General features: G+C 69.9%; 20 protein-coding genes. 17 read left to right on the top strand and 3 right to left on the bottom strand.

The features are described from left to right. The first annotated feature begins 44 nt into the window (after window positions 1-44). Genes VFV19_17555 through VFV19_17510 form a run of 10 tightly spaced genes read left to right on the top strand, consistent with a single transcriptional unit; the run spans window position 45 to window position 11,043 of the window. A complete protein-coding gene (locus VFV19_17555) occupies window positions 45-1,424 on the top strand; it encodes an anthranilate synthase component I family protein (protein HEX4826109.1) in 1,380 nt (459 codons plus the stop codon). Further along, window positions 1,406-1,987 (top strand): aminodeoxychorismate/anthranilate synthase component II, encoded by a 582-nt coding sequence (locus VFV19_17550; protein ID HEX4826108.1) that lies wholly within the window; start codon window positions 1,406-1,408, stop codon window positions 1,985-1,987. Before VFV19_17555 ends, VFV19_17550 begins: the two co-directional genes overlap by 19 nt. Then, window positions 1,984-2,982 (top strand): anthranilate phosphoribosyltransferase, encoded by a 999-nt coding sequence (gene trpD / locus VFV19_17545; GenBank protein HEX4826107.1) that lies wholly within the window; start codon window positions 1,984-1,986, stop codon window positions 2,980-2,982. The genes VFV19_17550 and trpD overlap by 4 nt, the downstream gene beginning before the upstream one ends. After that, window positions 2,975-3,811 (top strand): hypothetical protein, encoded by an 837-nt coding sequence (locus tag VFV19_17540; GenBank protein HEX4826106.1) that lies wholly within the window; start codon window positions 2,975-2,977, stop codon window positions 3,809-3,811. The genes trpD and VFV19_17540 overlap by 8 nt, the downstream gene beginning before the upstream one ends. Then, complete coding sequence (trpB, locus tag VFV19_17535) at window positions 3,808-4,980, top strand: tryptophan synthase subunit beta (GenBank protein ID HEX4826105.1); 1,173 nt, start codon at window positions 3,808-3,810, stop codon at window positions 4,978-4,980. Before VFV19_17540 ends, trpB begins: the two co-directional genes overlap by 4 nt. Continuing rightward, window positions 4,977-5,714: a tryptophan synthase subunit alpha gene (trpA, locus tag VFV19_17530; protein ID HEX4826104.1), complete on the top strand. Its 738-nt coding sequence runs from the start codon at window positions 4,977-4,979 to the stop codon at window positions 5,712-5,714. Before trpB ends, trpA begins: the two co-directional genes overlap by 4 nt. Beyond that, window positions 5,711-6,760 carry a 3-deoxy-7-phosphoheptulonate synthase gene (aroF, locus tag VFV19_17525; GenBank protein HEX4826103.1) on the top strand — a complete coding sequence of 350 codons (1,050 nt, stop codon included), beginning with the start codon at window positions 5,711-5,713 and terminating at the stop codon, window positions 6,758-6,760. Before trpA ends, aroF begins: the two co-directional genes overlap by 4 nt. A gap of 54 nt (window positions 6,761-6,814) precedes the next feature. After that, window positions 6,815-8,617, top strand: a complete 1,803-nt coding sequence (locus VFV19_17520) for a LamG-like jellyroll fold domain-containing protein (protein ID HEX4826102.1) — start codon at window positions 6,815-6,817, stop codon at window positions 8,615-8,617. Between the two features lies 1 nt (window position 8,618). Beyond that, a complete protein-coding gene (locus tag VFV19_17515) occupies window positions 8,619-9,359 on the top strand; it encodes a hypothetical protein (protein ID HEX4826101.1) in 741 nt (246 codons plus the stop codon). A 22-nt stretch (window positions 9,360-9,381) separates the two neighbouring features. Next, a complete protein-coding gene (locus VFV19_17510) occupies window positions 9,382-11,043 on the top strand; it encodes an alginate lyase family protein (protein ID HEX4826100.1) in 1,662 nt (553 codons plus the stop codon). 112 nt (window positions 11,044-11,155) lie between these two features. Here the strand turns inward: VFV19_17510 and VFV19_17505 are convergent, their stop codons facing one another. Next, window positions 11,156-11,452 (bottom strand): MoaD/ThiS family protein, encoded by a 297-nt coding sequence (locus VFV19_17505; GenBank protein HEX4826099.1) that lies wholly within the window; start codon window positions 11,450-11,452, stop codon window positions 11,156-11,158. Beyond that, on the bottom strand, window positions 11,449-12,564 hold the full coding sequence (locus VFV19_17500; GenBank protein ID HEX4826098.1) for a hypothetical protein: 1,116 nt from the start codon (window positions 12,562-12,564) through the stop codon (window positions 11,449-11,451). Before VFV19_17500 ends, VFV19_17505 begins: the two co-directional genes overlap by 4 nt. A gap of 276 nt (window positions 12,565-12,840) precedes the next feature. Between VFV19_17500 and VFV19_17495 the strand changes: the two genes are divergently transcribed. Together VFV19_17495 and VFV19_17490 are read left to right on the top strand one after the other, a co-directional pair. After that, complete coding sequence (locus tag VFV19_17495; protein HEX4826097.1) at window positions 12,841-13,974, top strand: right-handed parallel beta-helix repeat-containing protein; 1,134 nt, start codon at window positions 12,841-12,843, stop codon at window positions 13,972-13,974. Window positions 13,975-13,985: 11 nt separating this feature from the next. Continuing rightward, window positions 13,986-15,104 carry a hypothetical protein gene (locus tag VFV19_17490; protein ID HEX4826096.1) on the top strand — a complete coding sequence of 373 codons (1,119 nt, stop codon included), beginning with the start codon at window positions 13,986-13,988 and terminating at the stop codon, window positions 15,102-15,104. Between the two features lie 92 nt (window positions 15,105-15,196). Here the strand turns inward: VFV19_17490 and VFV19_17485 are convergent, their stop codons facing one another. Further along, window positions 15,197-18,562: a S41 family peptidase gene (locus tag VFV19_17485; GenBank protein ID HEX4826095.1), complete on the bottom strand. Its 3,366-nt coding sequence runs from the start codon at window positions 18,560-18,562 to the stop codon at window positions 15,197-15,199. Window positions 18,563-18,664: 102 nt separating this feature from the next. Between VFV19_17485 and VFV19_17480 the strand changes: the two genes are divergently transcribed. From VFV19_17480 to VFV19_17460, 5 genes are read left to right on the top strand one after another with little or no spacing between them, the layout of a single operon-like run. Continuing rightward, window positions 18,665-19,345 carry a class I SAM-dependent methyltransferase gene (locus VFV19_17480; GenBank protein ID HEX4826094.1) on the top strand — a complete coding sequence of 227 codons (681 nt, stop codon included), beginning with the start codon at window positions 18,665-18,667 and terminating at the stop codon, window positions 19,343-19,345. Beyond that, window positions 19,309-20,079 (top strand): nuclear transport factor 2 family protein, encoded by a 771-nt coding sequence (locus VFV19_17475; GenBank protein ID HEX4826093.1) that lies wholly within the window; start codon window positions 19,309-19,311, stop codon window positions 20,077-20,079. Before VFV19_17480 ends, VFV19_17475 begins: the two co-directional genes overlap by 37 nt. Next, window positions 20,076-20,468: an ACT domain-containing protein gene (locus VFV19_17470; protein HEX4826092.1), complete on the top strand. Its 393-nt coding sequence runs from the start codon at window positions 20,076-20,078 to the stop codon at window positions 20,466-20,468. Before VFV19_17475 ends, VFV19_17470 begins: the two co-directional genes overlap by 4 nt. After that, on the top strand, window positions 20,465-20,782 hold the full coding sequence (locus tag VFV19_17465; protein HEX4826091.1) for a hypothetical protein: 318 nt from the start codon (window positions 20,465-20,467) through the stop codon (window positions 20,780-20,782). The genes VFV19_17470 and VFV19_17465 overlap by 4 nt, the downstream gene beginning before the upstream one ends. Next, complete coding sequence (locus VFV19_17460) at window positions 20,779-21,024, top strand: hypothetical protein (GenBank protein HEX4826090.1); 246 nt, start codon at window positions 20,779-20,781, stop codon at window positions 21,022-21,024. Before VFV19_17465 ends, VFV19_17460 begins: the two co-directional genes overlap by 4 nt. Window positions 21,025-21,072 lie beyond the last annotated feature (48 nt).

Here is a 21,072-nt window from a genome sequence, read left to right as displayed (position 1 = left end):
GCGAGGGAGGTGGGCTTTTTTGTTTTCAGCGCTTCGGAGGCTCCATGGACTTCAGGACGTTCGACATTCCGGCCGATCTCGACACGCCGGTATCGGCGTTCTTGAAGCTGTCCCCCCTTTGTCCCCGGTTTCTATTGGAAAGCGTGGAGGGCGGCGAGCGTCTCGGACGGTACTCGTTCCTGGGATTCGGCGATGCCGAAGAGATCCGTCTCGTCACACCCCCGACGAGCGATCCGCTATCGTCCCCGGCGCCCGCCGCCTTTCTCGACCGGCTCCGCGCAGCGCTCGCTCGCGCCCCGCGCTTCGTGGACGACGAGCCGGTCGCCCTCCCGTTCGCGGGAGGGCTCGTCGGCGCGATCGGTTACGGCGCGACGAGGAGACTCGAGCGCCTCCCCGCATCGGGGAACGGTCCGGATGCTCTCCTCCTCGCCCCGCGCTCCGTTCTCGTCTTCGACCACGTCACGCGGCGGGCCGCGCTCCGTCATGCCGGGCCCGCCGCCGAGCGCGCCGCCCTCAGGAAGGAGATCGTGCGCGCGCTCCACGGCGGCATCCCCGAGAGGCGCCCCGGAGGATTGCGTGCGGAGCCGGTGCCGAGCGTCGATCGACCGGCGTTCCTCGACGCCGTGCGCACGGCACAGCGCGCGATCCGCGACGGCGAGGTGTTCCAGATCGTCCTCTCGTCGTGCTTCCGCGGGCCGTTCGACGGCGATCCGTTCGAGGTCTACCGGATCCTCCGCCGCGTCAATCCTTCGCCGTACACGTTCTTCCTGAAGTTCGGCGACACCTCGCTCGCGGGCAGCTCCCCCGAGGCGCTCGTCAAGCTCGAGGGCCGCGTCGCCTCGCTCCGGCCGATCGCCGGGACCCGGCCGCGCGGTGCCGGGGCCGCGGCCGACCGGACGCTCGAGGACGATCTGCTCGCGGATCCCAAGGAGGCGGCCGAGCACGTCATGCTCGTCGATCTCGCCAGGAACGATCTCGGGCGCGTCGCGACGCCGGGGACGATCCGCGTCGATCCGTCGCGGATCGTCGAGCGCTACAGCCACGTCATGCACCTCGTCTCCGGCGTGAGCGGGGTCCTGCGGCCGGACGCCGACGCCTTCGATCTCTTCGCCTCGGCGTTTCCCGCGGGGACGGTCACCGGCGCGCCGAAGGTGCGGGCGATGGAGCTGATCGAGGCGATCGAGCCGCAGCCGCGAGGGTTCTACGCGGGCACGGTCGGCTACTTCGGCCACGGCGGCGCGCTCGATCAGGCGATCACGATCCGAACCCTCGCGTTCCACGAGGGCGAGGTCTCGTTCCAGGCCGGTGCCGGGATCGTCGCGGGGAGCGTGCCGGAGCGCGAGCACGACGAGATCCTCGCGAAGGCCGCGATCATGCGGGCGGCGCTCTCGCTCGAGGAGGCGGCATGCGCGCCCACGTTCTGATCGTCGACAACTACGACTCGTTCACGTGGAACCTTGCGCAGGCGTTTCTCGGTCTCGGCGCCTCGGTCGACGTTCGTCGCAACGACGCGATCGGTGCCGCGGAAGCGGTCGATCTCGGTCCTTCGCACCTCGTCGTCTCGCCCGGCCCGGGGCGGCCGGAGTCGGCGGGTGCCACGCTCGCGATCCTCGAGGCGCTCGTTCCTCGCGTACCGACGCTCGGCGTCTGCCTCGGGCATCAGGCGCTGGCGCTCCTGTTCGGCGGACGCGTCGTCCATGCCCCCGAGGTGGTCCACGGACAGGCGTCGCCGGTCTACCACGACGGCCGCACCCTCTACGAAGGGCTCGCGAACCCGTTCGCGGGAGGGCGCTATCACTCCCTCGCCGTCTCCGAGGAAGGCCTGCCCTCCGAGCTCGCCGTGAGCGCGTACACCTCGGCGGGGGAGGTCATGGGCCTCCGCCATGCGAGCCTTCCGGTGGAGGGGGTTCAGTTCCACCCCGAGAGCGTGCTGACGCCCGAAGGGGCGACCTTGCTCGCGAACTTCCTCGACCTGGGCCGCGCATGACCCCGATCCTCGAGCGCCTCATGGCGGCCTCCGACCTCGACGAGGCGGAGGCGGGCGACCTCTTCGCCGCGCTCGCGAGCCCGGGAACGTCGGCGGCGCTCGCCGGCGCTTACCTCGCGGCGCTTCGCACGAAGGGGGAGTCGGCCAGCGAGCTTCGCGGGCTCGCGCGGGCGATGCGAGCGTCGATGAGCCGCTGCGATCTCGGCGACGCGGATCTCGTCGACGTCGTCGGCACCGGCGGCGATCACGCGCGGAGCTTCAACCTCTCGACCGGCGCCGCGCTCCTCGCCGCGGCGGCCGGGGCGCCGGTCGCCAAGCACGGGAGCGGCGCGGTGTCGGGACGCTCGGGCGCGGCGGACGTCCTCGCCGCGCTCGGCGTGCCGCTGCCGGACGGGGAGGCGGCCGCACGATCGCTCTTCGAGGCGACCGGGTTCACGTTTCTCCACGCGCCGTCGTTCCATCCCGCGCTCGCGGGCGTCGGCCCGGTGCGCCGGGCGCTCGGGACGCGCACCGTCTTCAACCTGCTGGGTCCGCTCTGCAATCCGGCCGGTCCGGCGTACGCGCTGATCGGTGCCGCGACGCCGGCGGCGGCGCGTCTCATCGCCGAGGTCGCGGCGGATCTGCCGTTCCGTCGCGTCTTCGTCGTGCACGGGGCTGCGGCGTGGGACGAGCCGACGCCGATCGGACCGTTCGTCCTCTACGACGTGAGCGCAGGCCGGATCGAGCGCACCGAGCGCGATCCGCTCGCCGCGGGCTTTCCCCGCTGCGCTCCGGGCGATCTTCGGGGAGGCGATGCCTCGTTCAATGCGCTCGCGTTGCGGCGCGCGCTCTCCGGCGAGAGGGGTCCGCATCGCGACGCGCTCGTCCTCGGCGCGGCGCTGGCGCTCGAGGTCTCGGGCCACGACGACTCGGTTCCCCTCGCGGCGGCGGCGATCGACGACGGGAGCGCCTCCGCGCTCCTGACGCGGCTCGCCGCATGGAGGCACGATGCGTGACTTCCTCTCACGGATGGCGGCGGGCAGCCGTGCGCGCGTGGTCGAGGCGCGCGGGCGCTTGAGCGAATCGCAGCTCGTCCGCCGCGCGAGCCTGCGCCCGCTACCGCCGCCGCTGCGCCTTCACCCGCGCTTCGACGTGATCGCGGAGATCAAGCCGGCGAGCCCGTCGGCGGGGCCGCTCGCTCCGGTCGGCCCGGGCGGCGGCGACGCGCTCATCGCGCGAGCGCGCCGGTACGCCGGCGCCGGCGCCGCAGCGATCTCCGTGCTCACCGAGCCGTCGGCGTTCGGCGGGTCGCTCCTCCTCCTCGAGGGCCTGGCGCTCGCCACGACGATCCCGGTGATCCGCAAGGACTTCCTCGTCGATCCCTACCAGGTCGCCGAGGCGCGCGATCGTGGAGCGGCCGGCGTGCTCCTCATCGTGCGCCTCCTCCCCGGCGGGGCGCTCGGCGAGATGCTCGACGCGGCTTGGCGCTTCTCCCTCTTCGCGCTCGTCGAGGCGTTCGACGAGACCGAGCTCGAGCGTGCCGTCGTGGCCGCCGAGGCGGCGGAGGCTCCGGCGCTCGTCGGGATCAACGCCCGCGACCTCGAGACGCTCGAGGTCGATGAGCGCCGGTGGGAGCGCCTCGCGCCGCGGGCCGCATCGCGCGCGATCGTCGTCGCCGAGAGCGGGGCGGGAACGCCGTTCGACGCCGCGCGCGCCGCGGCGGCGGGCTGCCGCGCCGTCCTCGCCGGCACGGCGCTCATGCGCGATCCCGATCCTGGGCCGAGGCTCGCGGCGATGATCGACGCGGGACGCGAGACGCGGCTCGTCCGGGAGGCGCGAGGATGAGCGTTCTGCTCCCGGCGCATCCCGGACCGCGCGGGCGTTACGGCGAATTCGGGGGCGCGTTCGTTCCGGAGACGCTCGTCGCCGCGCTCCGGCGCCTCGATCGCGAGGCGACGGCGGCGCTGGCCGATCCGGCGTTCCAGGCGTCCCTCGACGCGGCGCTTCGAGACTGGGTGGGGCGGCCGACCCCGCTCGGGCGCGCCGATCGACTCTCCGAGTCCTTCGGTGCTGAGATCTGGCTCAAGCGCGAGGATCTCTGCCACACCGGCGCGCACAAGATCAACAACGCCGTCGGGCAGGTGCTCCTCGCCCGGCGTCTCGGCGCCGCGCGCGTCGTCGCCGAGACCGGCGCGGGCCAGCACGGCGTCGCCGTCGCGGCCGCCTGCGCGCGGGCCGGGCTTCCGTGCCGCGTCTACATGGGTACCGACGACGTCCTTCGACAACGCGCGAACGCGGCGCGGATCGAGCGCTTCGGCGCGGAGCTCGTGCCGGTCGCGTCGGGCGACCGCACCCTGCGCGCCGCGATCGACGAGGCGATGAGGGCTTGGGTCGGCGATCCCGACGGCCTCTACTACCTCATCGGGTCGGTCGTCGGCCCGCATCCCTACCCGTGGCTCGTGCGGGCCTTCCAGTCGGTCATCGGGAACGAGGCGCGCGCGCAGATCCTCGCCGCCCGCGGCCGCCTGCCGGACGCGGTGGCGGCGTGCGTCGGCGGCGGTTCGAACGCGATCGGGCTCTTCCACGGGTTCCTCGGCGACGAGGGCGTCGCGCTCCACGGCTACGAGGCCGGAGGGCGCGGCGCAGCGCCCGGCGAGCATGCCGCGACGTGCACGAGGGGAACGCCCGGCGTGCTCCACGGCGCCCGCTCGCTCGTGCTTCAGGACGAGTTCGGTCAGATCGTCGATGCGCATTCGATCGCGCCGGGCCTCGACTACCCCGGCGTCGGTCCCGAGCACGCCGCGCTCGCCGCGGCGGGGCGCGTCCGTTACGAGGCGATCGGGGATCGCGAGGCGCAGGGCGCGCTCGACCTCTGCTGCCGTCTCGAAGGGGTCTTGCCGGCGCTCGAGTCGGCGCACGCGCTCGCGGGTGCGCGCCGCCTCGCTGCGGCGAGGCCGGGCGCGCTTCTCGTGGTCGGTGTGTCGGGACGCGGCGACAAGGACCTGGACGCATGACGGCGGGAGCCTTGCGGATCGAGGCGGCGCTGCGGGAAGTGTCCGGACGGCCGGCGCTCGCCGCATTCCTCACCGCGGGTTATCCGGGCCGGGAGTCCTTCCGCCGGCACCTCGACGAGGTCGCCGGCGTCGCGGACGTCGTCGAGATCGGCGTGCCGTTCACCGATCCGATGGCCGACGGCGTGACGATCCAGCGCGCGAGCCGCGCGGCGCTCGAGGCAGGGGTCACGATCGCCTCGATCCTGGAGGCGGTGCGCGGTGCGACGGTGCCGATCCTGCTCATGAGCTATCTGAACCCGCTGCTCGCGCACGGCGTCGACCGCCTCGACGGGATCGACGGGGTGATCGTCCCCGATCTTCCGCGCGAGGAGCGGGACCTCCTCGCCGGGCCCCTCGCCGAGCGAGGGATCGCCCTGATCTCGTTCGTGTCTCCGGCCACCGACCCCGAGCGCGCGGCGGCGATCGCCGCCGAAGCCGAGGGGTTCGTATACGCGGTCGCGATCAACGGCACGACGGGGCGCGGCGATGCCGATCTCTCCGGCGCGCGGGGCTATCTGGCCCGCGTCCGCGCGGCGGCGCGGTGCCCGGTCCTCGCCGGGTTCGGCGTCCGCACGCGCGAGGACGTCCACGCGGTCGCTCCGCCGGCCGACGGCGTCGTCGTCGGCTCGGCGCTCATCGAGGCGATCGAGCGCGGCGACGAGCCGGCGGCGTTCCTCCGGGGGGTCCTCGCATGATCGCGATCCTCGCGCGCGGCGTGTCGCTCAAGGAGAAGGCCGACATCGTCCGCTTCCTCGAGTCCGAAGGGCACCGCGTGAGCGTCGGCACGCTCGACGGCGAGACGATCGTCGGCGTGCTCGGCCCGTGCGACGACGATCTCGCGTCGCGCCTGGCGTCGTGGCCCGGCGTGCGCGAGACGCGGCGCGACGTCCCGCCGTACGCGCTCGTCTCCCGCGAGCACCACCCGGAGACCTCGACCGTGAAAGTGGCGGGGGTCACGATCGGCGGCGACGAGGTCGTCGTCATCGCGGGCCCTTGCTCGGTCGAGTCCGAGGAGCAGATCGTCGCCGCGGCCCGCGGCGTCCGCGCGGCGGGTGCGCGCCTGCTCCGCGGCGGCGCCTTCAAGCCGCGCACCTCGCCCTACGGCTTTCAGGGGCTCGGCGAGACGGCACTCCGCCTGCTCGCCGTCGCGCGCGAGGAGACCGGCCTGCCCGTGGTCAGCGAAGTCGTCGCCACCGAGGATGTCGAGCTCGTCGCGCGCTGGGCCGACATGCTCCAGATCGGCGCGCGCAACATGCAGAACTTCCGCCTGCTCGCGGCATGCGGCCGCCAGCCGCGGCCGGTCCTCCTCAAGCGCTCCCACATGGGCACGCTCGACGAGCTGCTCCTCGCGGCGGAGTACGTGGTCGCGAACGGCAACCCGCGCGTCGTGCTCTGCGAGCGCGGCATCCGGACCTTCGAGACCGCGACGCGCAACACGCTCGACGTCAGCGCGGTGCCGGTGCTCCGCGCGCGCTCGCACCTTCCCGTGATCGTCGACCCGTCTCACGCCGCCGGGCGGCGCGAGCTGGTCGATGCGCTCGCTCGCGCCGCGATCGCGGCGGGAAGCGACGGGCTCCTCGTCGAGGTCCACCCCGATCCGGACCGGGCGCTTTCGGACGGCCGTCAGAGCCTCACGCTCCCGTGTTTCGCCGGCGCTGTCCCGACCTGGCGGCGCATCGCCGAGGCGGTGGGACGGCGACTGGGGACGGAATCGACCGCGTTCCTGTCCGCAAGGACTTGACGGAGCGATCCGGCCGCCGTACGACAAGGGGTCGGTGCCGGTGGGGGTGGATCCATGCATGTCGCGCGCGTGTGCCTCGCTGCGGCCCTGGCCGTCTTTCCGGCCGCGGCGCTCGCCCAGACCTGCGACCAGCTTCCGAAGGGTGCGGTGGGCTGGTGGCCGGGCGAGGGGGACGGCAACGACCTGACGTCGAACGCCAACAACGGCGCCCTCATGAACGGGATCGCGTTCGGGCCGGGGGTCGACGGGCAGGCGTTCGTCCTCGACGGGGTCAACGACCGCGTCGACATCGCGGACGCTCCCAGCCTGCGCCCTCAACACTTCACCTTGGCGGCGTGGATCCAGATGGACACGCTCCCCTCAGAAGACGCCGTCATTTGCAAGCAGGACGGGACCGGGACCGTGGATTCCTACTGCCTGTGGCTCTCCGGAGGGGTGTTGCACGGCGGCAGCTTCGGCATCGCCGAGGCGGTCGCGCCGACGGCGCTGCCCACCGGACGCTTCTTTCATACGGCGGTCACGTGGGACGGCAACCTCATCCGCCTCTACGTCGACGGCGCGATCGTCGCGACCGCGAACGGGCCGGTGAACCCGATCCCTTACGACTCGAACCCCCTCATCATCGGCGCCGACGACAACGGCATCAATGCGTTCCAGGGGTACTTCGACGGCACGATCGACGAGCCGATCGTCTTCGGGCGGGCGCTCACGAGCTGCGAGATCCGCCAGCTCGTCAGCGCGCGGGGTCATAGATTGTGCAAGGGAGACTCCGACGGCGACGGCCGCAAGGATTTCGAAGACAACTGCCCGTTCGTCGCCAACGGCTCGCAGTTAGACACAGATGCCGACGGGATCGGAGACGCGTGCGATTGCGCCCCCGCCGACGCGCAGACGTTCGCGAAGCCCGGGGACTATCCCGGGCTCGTGTTCGATTCGAAGCATCGGATGGACTGGTGCGCGGAGGAGGGGATCGACGGGCCGGCGACAACCTACGACATCATCCGAGGGAACTTGAACGAGCTTCCCGTTCCATCGGGCATCCAGCAATGCTTCGCGCGCTGCACGCCGCCTCCCTCCGGCCTGATCGACTGGTGGCCCGGTGACGGCAACGCGAACGCGCTCGTCGGCGGCGTCAACGGGGTGCTCGAGAACGGTGCCACCGTGGGTCCCGGCGCCGTCCTTCAGGGGTTCCACCTCGACGGCGTCGCCGCCCGCGTGCGGACCCCGTCGGGCGTCGCGGTGCCGACCACCTTCAGCGTCGCGGCGTGGGTGGTGTCGGACGTCGTCATTCAAGGCGCTTACCGCCGCATCGTCGAGAACAACTTCGGCTCGTCGTTCGAGCTCGGGGCGGACAGCACCGGCACCGAATACAAGTTCATCGTTCACAACGCCGTCGCGCCGTACGGGGCCGCGCAGGGGGGAACGATCGTCCCCGACCGCTGGCAATTCGTCGTCGGCACGTATGACGGCACGACCGGCACCCTGTACGTCGACGGCAGCCCGGTCGCCTCCGACGCGTTCACGGCGCCGGGGGCGGTGAGCCTCCCGGTCTACATCGGCCAGTACGTCGGGGGCGGGTCCAACTGGAGAGGGCAGATCGACGAGGTCCAGATCTGGAACCGTGCCCTCACCGCGGCGGAGGTACGGGATCTCTACGGCGCGGGGAGCGCGGGGCAGTGCAAGGCCGCGCTCGGCGGCACCGACTCGCTCGCGGAGCTGCCCTGGGGGCCGGATGCGAACGTCCCCGCAGCGGGGCACGGGTTTTACTATCTCTTCCACGGGAACAACTCGTGCGGCGCGGGAAGCTACGGCTTCCAAACCGGGGGAACCGAGAGAACGAGCAGCGCCTGTCCGTGACATGATCGTCGGCATGCGCAGCGGGATGCGGATCGCCCTCGTCCTCGCCCTGACGCTCGCGGTCCGAGCCGCGGCCCCGGGCGAGCTGCGGACGCGCAATTTCACCTTCCACTACTTCGCGATCGACGCGGAGTCGATCTACGACACGGCACGCAATCTCGAGCGAGGGCGCCTCACGGTCCTCGACTCCCTTGACGTTCACGACATGCCGCGCGTCGACGTCACCTTCTATCTCGATCACGCTTCGATGGAAGACGCGGCGCGCCCGATCATCGGCTTCGTCCCGGCGTGGGCGTACGGCCTCGTGACCTCGGAGAGGGCGATCCACTGCATGTCACCGAACCTCGCCGAGTGGGGGCCTTACAACCGCCGGATGAAGGACGTCGTCCACGAGTTCGTCCACACGGTCACCCTGCACATGAATCCCGACTTCGCGAATCACCCGCGTTGGCTCTGGGAGGCGGTCTCCGTCTACGAAGCGGGGCAGAACGCCGACCTCTCGAGCATCCCCTATCTCATGGACCGGAAGCCGCCGTCGCTCGCCGAGCTGAACCGCTTGAACGACACGCGGATCTACGAGGTCGGCTACACGATCGGCGACTACATCGTGAAGCATTGGGGCATCCGCGCCCTGCGCGACCTCATCCGGAAAAATGGCGACACGAGCGCCGTTCTTCACGTGACTCCCGAAGAGTTCGAGCGTGGATGGCAGGCGTTCCTTCTGAAGTCGGCCGGCGCATAGCTTCTGCTAGTCTCACGAGCGCATGAGCCGCGCGCGATGGATGTTCGAGAGCGTCCGCCACACGCGCGCGAGGCAGCTCGTCAGGCGGCTCGGTCTCACGGCGAAGCGCCGCGTCGCCGAGCGCCTTCCGCTCGGCGGCCGGCTCGCCGAGGCTCCTGCGCTGGCACCCGACCTTCCAACGCCCGTCTTCCCGGCGCGCACGGAGCTGGCGACCCGCGAGAACGGCCGCTGGCAGGCGCGCTTCCTGAGCCATGCGCACGCGTTGACGCCGCCGATCGTCTGGCGCGACTTCGATTGGCCTCACGGCACGCCTCTCGCCCGGCTCACGCTGCACTACATGGAGTTCCTCGAAGCGGTCGACGACGCGGCGTTCGCGGCGATCGTCGACGACTGGATCGAGCGCAACCCGCCGTACGGCCCGCGCTACTGGACGTCGGACTGGAACTCGTTCGCGGTCTCGATCCGGTCGGTCGTCTGGATGCAGCAGTGGGCCGCACGACGCCCCGATGCCGCATCGCCGTTCGGGAGGCGCCTCATCGGGTCGCTCGCACGGCAGCTCGCGTTCCTCGAGCGGAACCTCGAGACCGACATCGGCGGCAACCATCTCCTGAAGAACGTGAAAGCGCTCCTCTGGGCGGGACGGTTCTTCACGGGCGAGGCCGCGGTGCGCTGGAGTGCCTTGGGCATGAAGGTGCTCGCGCGTGAGCTTCCCGAGCAGTTGCTGCCGGACGGGCTCCACTTCGAGCGAAGCCCCGCCTACCACGCGCAGGTCACGGCCGACCTCGTCGAGTGCTGGACCGTGCATCCGGAAGGGCTCGGGAAGGACTCGCTCGCCGCGGCGCTCGGGCGCGCGGGGCAGGCGCTCGCCGACACGACGCATCCCGACGGCCTGTCGAGCCTCTTCAACGACGGCGGCCTGCACATGGCCTACGCGCCGTCCACCGTTCTGGATGCGATCGCGCGGCAGCTCGGCACGGCGATCGTGGCGAGGCCGCTCTTCGATCTTCCGGCGGCGGGATACTTTGGCCTCCGCGGCGCGGGCGAGCTTGCGCTCGTCGATTGCGGTCCGATCGGTCCCGACCATCTGCCCGCGCACGCGCACGGCGACGTGCTCTCGTTCGAATGGTCGGTGGGTGGACGGCGCGTCGTCGTGGATACGGGCGTCTTGGAATATGCGGTGGGGCCCGATCGGGCGAGATCGAGGAGCACCGCCGCGCACAACACGGTGACGCTCGACGGCGGCGACCAGGCCGAGTTCTGGAGCGCGTTCCGCGTGGCGCGGCGGCCGCGCGTCACCGTCGGGCTCTACGAGCGTCGAGCCCTGGGGTTCGTGCTCGAAGGATCGCATGATGGCTACGCCGAGCTCGCCGGCGGCCCCCGCCATGTCCGCCGTTTCGACGTGCGGTCGCACGTGATCGCGGTCGAGGACCGCGTGGCGGGCGGAGCGGGGCAGGCTGCGGTCGCGCGCCTGCTCCTCGCCCCGGGGCTCGACCTCGCTCGAGCCGGCGGCGACCATCTCATCGTGGGAGACGGAGTGCGCGTGCGCCTCAGGACCGCCGCGGCCGTGACGGTCGTCGATGCGCCGTACTGGCCCGACTTCGGGGTCGAGCAGCGGGCGCGGCAGATCGTGCTCGACTACGGGGCGGCCCCGTGCAGCGGCGGGTTCGTCCTCGAGGCCGAATGATCCCGCGCTCGCGCGCGTCGAGCGGTTGAAATAAGGGGACAGGCACCGATTTCAGAGGGGACAGCTTCCGAAACTCTGAAGTGCGAGTTTCGGAAGCTGTCCCCTCTGAAAATCAGCCGCCGGCGATGGCGCCGACGACGAGGTAGGGCTCGTCGCCGCGCGCGACGGCGTCGGGGAGCGGCGCGTCGATCGCTTCGTTCGAGAGGTCCTCGCCGCACGCGAAGAAGCGGATGAACGCGCGGCGCTTCTTCGTGACATGGTCGCGCGTCGTGCCCTTGAGCGAGGGGTAGCGCGCCTCGAGCGCGTCGAGCACGGTGCATTGGGTCACCGGGCCCGCCACCTCGAGCACGATCTCGCCTTCGATGCGCGCGAGCCGGCGCAGCGGCGCCGGCACCACGACGTGAATCATGAGAGGGTCTGCACCTCGACCGACAGGACGGCGGGAAGGTCGCGCACGATCGGGGCCCAGCTGTCGCCGGCGTCGGCGGAGACGTAGACCTGTCCGCCGGTCGTGCCGAAGTAGACGCCGCACGGGTCGAGGCCGTCGATCGCCATCGCGTCGCGCAGGACGTTCACGTAGCAGTTCTTCTGCGGCAGGCCCTTGGTCAACGCTTGCCACTCGTTCCCGCCGGTCTTGCTGCGGTAGACCTGGAGCTTCCCGTCGAGCGGGAAGTGCTCCCCGTCGCTCTTGATCGGGACGACGTAGATCGTCTCGGGCTCGTGCGCGTGGACGTCGACGACGAAGCCGAAGTCGGTCGGCAGGTTGCCGCTGACCTCGTGCCACTGGTTGCCGCCGTCGTCGCTGCGCATCACGTCCCAGTGCTTCTGCATGTAGAGCGTGTCGGGCCGCTTCGGGTGGAGCGCGATCCGGTGGACGCAGTGGCCGACCTCGGCGGTCGGGTTCGGCATGAAGTTCGACACGAGCCCCTTGTTGATCGGACGCCAGGAGCTTCCGGCGTCGTCGCTGCGGAACGCTCCCGCCGCGGAGATCGCGATGAAGATGCGGTTCGGATTCCCCGGATCGAGCAGGATCGTATGAAGGCCCATGCCGCCGGCGCCGGGCATCCACTGCGAGCCGGTGCCGTGACCTCTCAAGCCCGGCAGCTCCTTCCACGTCTTCCCCGCGTCGGTCGACTTGAAGATCGCGGCGTCCTCGACGCCGGCGAGGACGGTGTCCGGGTCCGTGAGCGAAGGCTCGAGGTGCCAGACGCGCTTGAACTCCCACGGGTGCGGCGTGCCGTCGTACCACTGGTGCGTGCCCGTCGTGCCCTCGTAGGTGAACTGGTTCCCGACCGGCTCCCAGTTCTTCCCGCCGTCGTCCGACCGCTGCACTTGCTGTCCGAACCAGCCGCTCGTCTGCGACGCGTAGATGCGGTTCGGATCGGCGGGCGAGCCCTTCAGGTGGTACATCTCCCATCCCGCGAAGAAAGGGCCCTGCACGTCCCACTTGTCGCGCTTGCCGTCGCCCGTGATGATGAACGCACCCTTCCGTGTGCCGACCAACACGCGAATACCGCTCATGTGATCTGTCCTCCCGTGGACCGCTGAGTATAAGCGGTGAAGGCTTCGAGCGCGGCGCTTGCTGTTTGGATCTAACTATTGTCGGAGCCGTCGAACCGCATCCGAACGGATGGCGAGGCCTCGCCGATTCACGATGGAACCGGCATCCCGAAAAGCGTAGAACTCGCCCGTCGGTCCGCACGGACCCGAGCCAACAACGACTGTGGGGGGTCGCTGGCAGCGTCATTGCCGGCGTACCGCGGCGAGAGGCTGCTTGCGCTCCCGAGGGAGGCATCCATGCAGCGAAGACTCGTCCGCGTCTCGATCCTTCTCGTGTTCACTGTCCTCACAGGGGCTGCCCTCGCCGCGGAAGGGAGGATCCCGGTCTGGGCCCCCGGGACCGTTCTCGCGGCCGACGGAAAGTACATCGTGACCCGGAACATCGCGGGTGGTGGCGGAGCCGTCATCGTCATAGGCGCGCCGAACGTCGATCTCGATCTCAACGGCTTCACGATCACCGGCGCCGCGGGGTCGCCGGTCATCAGCGTCGCCGGGGGCAGCGATCACACCTCGATCCGGAACGGCGTGCTCATGGGCGGAGCCGTCGGCATCGACGTCCCGGGCCCGACGCGCAAGGTCGACATCGAAGGCGTCAAGATCCACGATCCGGCCGGGGCGGGCATTCACCTCGGCGATGTCGAGGGCGCGGCGCTCCGCTGGAACGAGATCACCGACACCGCGGCCGAGGGCATCTCGTGGGACGGGCCGGCGTTCACCAAGCACGGATCGATCGAGAGCAACCTCTTGCGCAAGACCTCGGCGGCGATCGTCGTCACGACCAATTGCTCGAGCGTCGCGATCACGAACAATCGCATCGAAGAGCCCGGCACGGGGGCGGGCGGCGCGTTTCCCGGAACGGGGATCGCGCTCGCCTCCTGCGGCGGCTCGCTGCTCTCCGAGAACACGATCGAGAAGTCGAAGTCCGATGGGATCAACCTCATCGCCTCCAAGGGGAACAAGCTCCTCGACAACGTGATCCGGACGGCGGGAGGGAACGGGATCCACCTGGATCCGGGGAGCAGCGACAACTTCCTGCTCCACAACGTCGCGACGGGGTCGGGCACCGGCGCGCTCCCCAGCGGCGGCAGCGGGATCATGATCGAGAGCCCGGAGAACGTCGCCGAGACGAACGTGACGAACGCGAACTCCGGGATCGGGATCCACTACTGCGGCCCCGCGGCGTGCTCGAACACCTTCGGGCGCAACACGGCGCGCGGGAACACAGGGGCCGTCTTCCCGGCGTTCTGCGGCGCCTGCGCCGTCTTCGGTGCAGGCGCCTCCGGCCCGAACTCGTGCAACACCGCGGCCGCCTGCGGCACGCCGAACACCAGTTCGAGCGGCAACCTGATTCCCGGACCTCCGATCTTCTGAGCGGAGGCGCCATGCTCAAACACCTTGCGGTTTCAGCGGCCGTCGTCGCGGCGTTCTCCGCGGCCGCGGCCGCCGTCCCCATCGGGTTCGTGCCCGATGTGCCGACGAACAATCCTGGAGGAGGGCCCGCGGTGTTCACCGCCGCGGACGTCATTCACTACGGGGCCGGGCTCTACACGCCGGCACCGGTCTTCACGATCCCGGGGAATCCGATGGTCGACGCCCTCGAGAAGATGGACAAGCCGGGGAACTGGCTCTTCTCGGTCGAGGCACACAATAACCTCGGGGGCGCCCTTGCCACGCCCGCGGACCCGCGGGACGTCATCCGCCGCGACAGCGCGGCGACGTACTCGTTCTTCTTCTGCGGCGCGTCGGTGGGGATCCCCGACGGATCGAACGTCGACGCGATCTATCTCGAGGGGGGCGACACCGGCAACCTCGTCGTCAGCTTCGACGTCCCGACGACGATCGGCGCCACCACGTTTGGCCCGGGCGATCTCGTCCGCTTCAAACCGACCGGCGTGCCCGGCTGCGCCGCGTGGGCGCTCGGCGCTCCGGTCCTGGCGTTCGACGCCTCGGCGGCGGGACTTCCTGCATCCACGAACGTCGTGGGTGCCGACCGGATCGGCGGGAAGATCGTCCTCGCCTTCGACGTCCCGACGACGATCGGCGCGGCGACGTACCTCCGCGGGACCCTCGTGTCCTGGGATGGCGTCTCCTTCGCCCCGTTCGACACGCTCGTCTCGTGGCCCGCATCGAGCGTCGTCGACGACTTCGCCGCGGCGGCGAACCCCGGCCGCATCCCGCCGACGCTCCACGTCGACAAGTCGACGATCACGCCCGGCGACCTCACGCTCACTTGGACGGGAAGCTGCTCCGACGGCGCGACGGATTACGGGATCTACGAGGGCACGATCGGCTCGTTCTTCAGCCACACCGCGAAGAAGTGCCATGACAGCCCGCCGGCGCTCACCGAGGAGGTGACGCCCGCGGCGGGGAGCGACTACTACCTCGTCGTTCCGATGAACGACGCCGAGGAGGGGAGCTACGGCTTCGCGACGAGCGGCGAGCGTCCGCCGGGCGCGACCGTCTGCCAGCCTGTGCAGACGATCACCCCTTGTCCGCCGTAATGGGGACATCCTGCTTTTTCTTCTAAAAGCAAAGGGGCCGCTTGCCGCGGCCCCTTTGCTTTTAGAAGAAAAAGCAGAATGTCCCCACGCGACTACTGGGTCCCGGTTCCCTTCATCTCGGGAACGTCGGTCTTGATGTTGGGGTTCTCGCGCTCGAACGCCTTGCGGCTCCGGTCGCGGATCGGGTCGAACTTGGGTTTGACCGGCGGATGCGCGTCGCGGAGCTTCATGACCTCCGCGATCGCCCGGTCGAGCTGCGTGTCGATTCCCTTCGCGAGGTCTTGCGGCAGGTTCTGCACCTCGATGTCGGGGATCACGCCGCGATTCTCGAGCCCCCACCCCTGCTTCGGATCCCACCACGCGAACTCGGGCTGGGTGAGCATGCCGCCGTCCACGGTCGGCTTGTCGCCGCGGATGCCGACGACGCCGCCCCACGACCGCATCCCGATGACCGGGGCGAGGTGCTCGAGCTGGACCGCCGCCGGGAAGATGTCGCCGTCGGAGCCGGCGTGCTCGTTCGTGAGGACGACGAACGGCCCGTTGAGAACGCGCTGCGGGTAGGTCTCGACACCGCCGCCGCGCGAGCGGTCGAAGCTGATGAGGTCGCGGCGCATGCGCTCGACGACGAGCTGGCTCACGAAGCCTCCGCCGTTCCAGCGGACGTCGACGACCATCCCCTCCTTCTTGAGCTGCGGGTAGAACCAGGTCTCGAAGGCGACGAGGCCGTCCCGTCCCATGTCGGGAAGGTGGATGTAGCCGATCTTGCCGTCGGTCTTCTTCGCGACGTACTCGCGGTTCATGCGCACCCAGTCGCAGTAGCGGAGGCGCTTGTCGCTGTCCATGGCCTTCACGACGACGTCGCGCGAGCCTTCCTTCGAAGCGGAGGAGCCGACGGTGAGGACGACTTCCTTGCCCGCGCGCCCTTCGAGCGCGGCGTAGAACGACTTGCCCTTCTCGAACGGGCGGTGGTCGATGGCCAGGATGTAGTCGCCCTCCTTGACGCCGACTCCGGGCTCTTCGAGCGAGGAGCGCACGTTGTCCGCGGGGTCGGCCCGGTAGATGCGGTTGATCTTGTAGACGTCGCCCTCACGCGTGAAATCCCCGCCGAGGAGCCCCGTCCCGACCTGCTTCGCCTGCGAGCCGGGATCGCCGCCGGAGACGTAGGTGTGCGACGTCCCGAGCTCTCCGATCAGCTCGCCGATGAGATCGCGGAGGTCGGAGCGCGTCGCCACGCGGGGGAGCAGGGTCTGGTACTTGTCCCGCATCGCCTTCCAGTCGAGACCGCCCATCCCGTTGTCCCAGTAGAAGTCGCGCTCGAACCGGTAGGCTTCCTGATAGATCTGCTTCCATTCCTCGCGCGGATCGAGGTTGATGACGCAGTCGGACAGGTCGACCTTGCCCTTGCCCAGCTCGCCTCCGGGGGGCGAGCCCGCATCGACGACGAAGATCTCGCCGCGCTTCTTCTGGATCGCGAGCTTTCCGTCCTTCGCGAGGACGTAGCCGCCGATACCCTCGACGAACGTCTTGCTGTCCTTCTTGTCGAGGTCGAACGCCATGAGCGTTCCGTCCGGGCTGTCGTCGCCACCGTCCTCGACCATTCCCTGCACGGGGTGCGAGACGTAGAACAGCGTCTTGTCGGTGGCCGCGAGGTTCGAGTAGTTCCCGACCGGCACCTTCAGCTCGACGACGCGCGAGAAGACGCCCGCCACGTCGATATCCACCGGCTCGGCCTTCTTCTCGTCCTTCTTGTCGGCGTCCTTCTTGTCGCCGCCCTTCTTCTCGTCGGCCTTCGCTTCGTCCTTCTTGTCGTCTTTCTTCGCCTCGTCCGGCGGCATCCCCTCGAGGTTCGCCATCGGGTCGTTGCCGTCCTTCTTCAGGATGGCGAGGTAGAGCTTGCTGTTCTTCGCCTCGATGACGTCGAAGTCGCGCTGCCCGAGGAGCGGATTCGTCGTCCGCTCGCTGACGAAGTAGAGCCAGCGGCCTTTCGGGTCCCATGCCGGCGAGTTGTCGTTCGTCGTTCCGTTCCCGAGCGTCGTCGCGACGCCCGAGACCGTGTCGTACACGTTGATCGCCGTGTAGCCGTTGTCCATCACCTTCGTGTAGGCGAGCCAGCGGCCGTCGGCGCTCCAGGTGTAATCGTTGATCTCGGCGAGCGGGCTCTTGTCGACGACCTTGCGCTCGCCGCCTTCCGCCGGCATGACGTAGAGCGATTGGGTCTGGTCGCCGTAGGCGAGCCACTTGCCGTCGGGGGACGCCTTCGGCCCGAAGTGCCAGCCGGTGGCGCGCGCCGGCTCGACCGTCTTCGCCGGCTCGCGGTCCCACGCGTCGATGCTGCGGATCTCTTCTTCGCCCGTGGCGTCGGTGACGTAGATGATCTTCTTGCCGTCGCCGGAGAACCGCCCGTAGCTCTCTCGCGCTCCGCTGCCGCGCGTGATCGGGATCGTGACGCCCGGCTTCGCCGGCACCGAGAAGATCTCGCCGCGCGCCGTGATCGCGAGGCGGCTCCCGTCAGGGGAAAGATCGAACGACGTCACGTACTGGCCGGCGTCGGGATAGCGCTGACGGGTGAGCACGCGGTCGCTGGGGACGTCGACGTCGACCTTCTTCACGGTGCCCGACTTCGGATCGAAGATGTGGAGATCGGCCTGGAGCGTGAACACGATCCGGCCGTCGGGAGCGATCGCCGGCTGCCGCGCGTCCCAGTCCTTGAAATCGGTCTCACGCTTCCGGTCGGAGCCGTCGGCCTTGATCGACCAGAGGTTCATCGTGCCGCCGGGATCGGAGAGGAAGTAGATCCGGCCGCCGTGCCACATCGGGTACGCGTTCACACCGTCGAAGCTCGTCACCTTCTTGAAGTCGGCCTTCGCCGGGTCGCCGACCCAGATGTCGGGCGCGGTCCCGCCGCGATACCGCTTCCACGTCGCGTTCTCCCAGCTCTTGCGCGAGAATGCGTACTTCCCGGTCGCCGGATCGATCGCGATCCGCTCGGCGTAGCCGAGCGGCAGCATCGTGGGGTCGCCGCCGTCGCGCGAGATCGCGTAGATCGCGGACGACCGGTAGGGAGTCTCGCCGGTGCTCCGGTAGAGGATCTTGCTGCCGTCCGGGGTCCACCCCAGCACGATCTCGGCTCCGGGGTGCCACGTGAGGCGGCGCGGCTCGCCGCCTTCGGCCGGGATCAGGTAGACGTCGGAGTTGCCGTCGTACTCGCCGGTGAAGGCGATCCACTTCCCGTCCGGCGACCAGTGCGGGTAGAACTCGTTCCCCACGTGGTTCGTCAAGCGTCTGGCGACACCGCCGCTGTCCGAGACCGACCAGAGGTCGCCCTCGGCGCAGAAGACGACGCGGTTGCCGTTGAGATCCGGGAACCGGATGTACGCCGCCTCCGCATGGGCGACGGTCACACCCAAAACGGCGACGAGCGTGAGCAGGATGATCGAACGCAATGCGAAAGTCCTCACGAGAACCTCCTCGGTCGATGGGCCGCGCGCAGTTGCCCCTGCGGCCCAGGGATACTCTTACGCATAACGGTGCTCGAAGGTTGGAGTCACCGAAGAGGAATGGTGAGCCCGAGCCTTCACACGGTCCTGTCGATCGTCGTCGCGTCGGCGGCCATCATCGTCGTCGCGAGCCAGTGCCGGCGGCCGTGGTCGCCGCTCGGCCGGATGATCGCGAACAGCATGAACGTCCGCCACGCGGGCGTGACACGCTGGGGCCTGAGCCACGTCACGATCGGCCCCGCGTTCACGATCCTCGACGTCGGATGCGGCGGAGGCCGGACCGTCCGGACGCTCGCGGGGATGGCGCCGCAGGGTCACGTCGATGGGATCGACTACTCCGCCGCGAGCGTCGCGACGGCGAGAACCGAGAACGCCGAGCTGATCGGCAATGGGCGAGTCGAGATCCAATCGGGCACCGTGTCGAAGCTGCCGTTTCCAGACGCGACGTTCGACCTCGTGACCGCGGTCGAGACCCACTACTATTGGCCCGACCTCGTCCGGGATCTTGGCGAGATCCGGCGGGTTCTGAAGCCCGGGGGCACCCTCGTCGTGATCGCGGAGACATTCCGGGGGCAGACGCTCAGCTTTCTCGTCGCGATTCCGATGAAGCTACTGGGAGCCAAGTACATGACCCTCGAGAGGCACCGCGAGCTGCTGAGCCAGGCGGGGTTCGAGAAGATCGAGATCGATCACCACAAACTGAAGGGATGGATGTGCGCGGTGGGGCGCGCGCCCGCGCGATGAGCCGGTTCCGCGACATCGCCGCCGACGCGTTGCGGTACTGGGAGCCTCGCCGGCTCGTTTACAACGCGGTTCTGCTCGCCGTCGTCGCGGTGCACTTCGTGATCGGCCTGCCCGCGTCCAAGAGCCTCCTGGCCACCGACAACCTGCTCGGCGCGTTCATCCTCGCCGTTCTGGCCAACGTCGCCTATTGCGCGGCGTATGCCGTCGACCTGTTCGTCCAGTTCTCGGGTCTCCAGACCTCGTGGCCGCGGCGCCGCTGGATCGTCCTCGTCGTCGGCACCGCGTTCGCTGCGGCACTGACCCATTTCTTCGCGCAAGGGCTGACGGGAAGCTCTTTGGACCCCCGGGACCTGCACGCGTTTGCCACCCGTTACACCGCTGCATGGTGCAGTCAGGACCCGGCGCAGGTGGCCTCGTTTTTCGCGAACGACGGATCGCTCACGATCAACGGCGGCAAGCCTGCCGTCGGCCGGGCGGCGATCACGGAGGCCGCGCGGGGCTTCATGACCGCGTTTCCCGACATGGCCGTCCGGATGGATCGCCTCGAGCGTCACGGCCCCACGGCCGAGTACCGCTGGACCTTGACCGGGACGAACACCGGACCGGGGGGAACGGGCCGGAGCGTGAAGATCAGCGGCTACGAGGAGTGGACGATCGGTCCGGACGGTCTCATCGCCGACTCGCAAGGGCACTTCGACGCGGCCGATTACGACCGCCAGCTCCACGGACGTTGAGCCTCGACCTCGCCGTCCTCCCTGGCCTCTACGCGGTCTGCCGCCTGGATCCGGACGCGCCGGTGCCGCCGTCTCTTCTCTCCACGGCGTTCGTCGCGATCGTGCGGACCGCCGACGAGCTGTCGATCGTCTGCCCCGGCTCCGTCGCGCCGGAGACCGGTCGATGCGAGCGCGGATGGTGCTGCATCAAGGTGAACGGCAATCTTCCGTTCGACGCGACCGGAATCCTCGCGTCGTTGGCGTCGCCGCTCGCGGAGGCGAACATCCCGATCTTCGCGATCTCGACGTTCGACACCGACTACCTCCTTGTCAGGGGCGTCCGGTTGGAGCACGCTCTTCGCGTGCTCGAGGGTGCAGGGCACACCATCCATCGCGGAGGACGCGCGTGATCTCGAGAGACCGAGGGCGGAGGATCCTGACCGCGCTCCAGGCCGCCCTCGGCGACGTGCTCGCCGGATCGCCGGCGTCGACGAAGGCCGCGGTGCTCGAGCGTCTCGAAGCGGTCGTCGAAGCGGAGGTCGCGCGGGAGCGGCGGCGATGCGTCGGGCTCTGCGAGCAGCGGGCCACGCTCTGGCAGAAGACCTCGGCGACGTCGTCGAACGTCGCTGCGGCGCGCGACGAGGCGCGTTCGCGAAGCAACGAAGCGGAGTATCTGGCCGACGTCCTCGCCGTACGCCCGGAGCCCGACGCCGTCGACGCATGATCACGCTCGCGCTCGTCGTCGCCTTCCTCGCCGCCGTGCTCTACGGGGCTCACCGCCTCCTCGAGCGATCGGAGGGGCGCGGCGAGCGGCATCGCGGCGGGTCGGGCGCCCTCGGCACCGCGTTCCTGGAGATCCAGGCGATGGTCGAGCCGTCGAAGAGGGTCGTCCTCGAGGAGCGGCGGAAGGAGCCGAGCGAAGGGCTGGAGAACGGCGATCCGCCGGAGCCGGCGGCCCGCCGCTGATTTGACGCGGTGACGGTGCGCCTTTAAGCTCGAAGAGCCGCACGACCC

This window comes from Candidatus Polarisedimenticolaceae bacterium (assembly GCA_036275915.1).
Classification (GTDB): Bacteria; Acidobacteriota; Polarisedimenticolia; order Polarisedimenticolales; family DASRJG01; genus DASRJG01.
The sequence above is the reverse complement of the archived record's forward strand: the minus strand, read 5'-3'. Positions and strand labels throughout refer to the sequence as shown.